At 74.2% G+C, this 547-nt stretch carries 1 protein-coding gene; it reads left to right on the top strand.

The features are described from left to right. Positions 1-547 (top strand): GNAT family N-acetyltransferase (locus tag GH736_RS24165; RefSeq protein ID WP_159607641.1); only part of this gene is annotated, 547 nt, incomplete at both ends.

Consider the following 547-nt stretch of genomic DNA (forward strand, 5'->3'; position numbering starts at 1 on the left):
GAGGCCGAGCTCCGCCTGCTCGCCGTCGATCCCGAGGCGCAGGGCGGCCGGCTCGGCGAGGCGCTCCTGCGAGCGAGCCTCGAGGCCGCCCTCGAATGGGGTGCCGATGCCCTCGTGCTCGACACGGGTGCGCTGAACATGCGCGCCCAGGCGCTGTACGAACGCCTCGGGTTCGAGCGCGTGCCCGAGCGCGACGCACTCGTCTCGACCGGCGAGGTCGAGGCCGTCGTCTTCCGGTATCCGCTGCAGCAGCGCGACGACGTGCGCGTGCGGCTCATGCGTCCCGACGAGGCCGACGAGGTCTCGGCGCTCACCGAAGCGGCCTACGCGGTCGACTTCCCGCTGAGCGACGCCTACCGCGCCGACATCGCCGCCGTGGCCGAACGAAGCCGTGAGCACCAGGTGTGGGTGGCGACGGATGCCGCGAGCGGCATGCTGCTCGGCACGGCCTCGACGCCGCGCGTCGGCCGGGCCATCTCACCGCTGGCCCGCGAGGCGGAACTCGACTTCCGCTTCCTCGGCGTCTCGGCCGCTGCGCGCCGCCGCG

Origin of the sequence: Agromyces humi (assembly GCF_009720255.1) — a bacterium.
In the GTDB taxonomy this organism is placed as follows: domain Bacteria; phylum Actinomycetota; class Actinomycetes; order Actinomycetales; family Microbacteriaceae; genus Agromyces; species Agromyces humi.